This window comes from Streptomyces sp. NTD91, from assembly GCF_059510455.1.
The window spans coordinates 1-466 of record NZ_JCAJZW010000167.1 but is presented as its reverse complement, the minus strand read 5'-3'; the positions used below and the strand labels follow the sequence as shown (position 1 = coordinate 466).

Here is a 466-nt window from a genome sequence, read left to right as displayed (position 1 = left end):
CCGGAGACGCCCGTCAGAGTGACGAGGCTGTTGCGCAGTTCCACGGCGGTCAGGGAGTCGACGCCCAGGTCGCGGAAGGCGCGTTCGGCGGTGGCGGACTCGGGGTTCGGGTAGCCGAGGACCGCGGCGGCGCAGGACTGGACGGTCTCCAGCAGGACGCGATCCTGTTCGGCGGAGGTGAGTCCGGTCAGCCGGCCCAGGAGACCGGCGCGGTCGTCGGGCCCGGTGTACTCGGATACGCCACCCGCACCTTCCACAGCCGCCCGTGCCTCCGGCAGGGACGCGACGAGCGGGCTGGGGCGTGCCGCGGTGAACGCCGGGGCGAAGTCGGCCCAGTCGAGGTCGGCGACGACGACGGAAGGCTCGGGGTGGGCTACCGCGCGGGAGAGGACGTCCAGGGCGGTGTCGCCGGTGAGCGGGAGGACTCCGCCGCGCCGCATGCGGGCGACGGAGGCCGTGTCATCGA

At 74.0% G+C, this 466-nt stretch carries 1 protein-coding gene; it reads right to left on the bottom strand.

Annotated elements, in window-relative coordinates; genetic code table 11:
- Positions 1 to 440, bottom strand: a 440-nt coding sequence (locus AC5WRT_RS39075; RefSeq protein ID WP_496101118.1) for an acyl carrier protein, incomplete at its 3' end; no start/stop codon positions are given.
- Positions 441 to 466: the final 26 nt, after the last annotated feature.